The organism is Corynebacterium sp. HMSC056F09 (assembly GCF_001815785.1).
In the GTDB taxonomy this organism is placed as follows: Bacteria; Actinomycetota; Actinomycetes; order Mycobacteriales; family Mycobacteriaceae; genus Corynebacterium; species Corynebacterium hiratae.
In genome coordinates, this window is record NZ_KV821893.1 from 1 (window position 1) to 567 (window position 567).

General features: G+C 60.8%; 1 pseudogene. It reads left to right on the forward strand.

Features of this window, described 5'->3' with window-relative positions:
* Positions 1 to 567, forward strand: a pseudogene (locus tag HMPREF3056_RS01410) (IS21 family transposase); the annotation flags it as partial.

The window sequence follows — 567 nt, forward strand, 5'->3', positions numbered from 1 at the left end:
GAAGCGTTCTTACCGCCAGATTGAAGACCAGCTCGGGTGCTCGCACCGCGCGATTTCCCGGGCGAACCAAGCGCTGCGAAGCCTTGGCTTGACCACTGCCCAGCAGGTCGCGGCGTTGACGAATGACGAGCTGGACGAGATATTCGTTGACAAGCGCAGTAGCGGGCAAGGCGAGTTCGTCCCGATTGACTTTGACGCGGTCGTCAAAGCACGCACAGGGCGTGTGAAGCAAACACTGCAAGTATTGTGGGCTCGGTACACCACGATCCCCGCCCAGCCGGGTCAGCGTCACTACAGCTACGACCGGTTCCGCCAGTTGGTTGCTTCCCATGTCGATGCGGCCGGGCTTACCGCCCGGATCACCCATGCACCAGGGCATACGATGCAGGTGGATTGGGCGGGGACCAAGATGTGCCTGTACGACCCTGCGGGCACACCGGGTGCGAAAGTCAGCATTTTCGTTGCCGCGCTGCCGTATTCAGGGATGCTGTTTGCCTGTGCGTGTGTTGACCAGCGGCAGCAGTCCTGGCTTGATGGCCACCGTCAAGCGTTTGACTACTTTGGTGG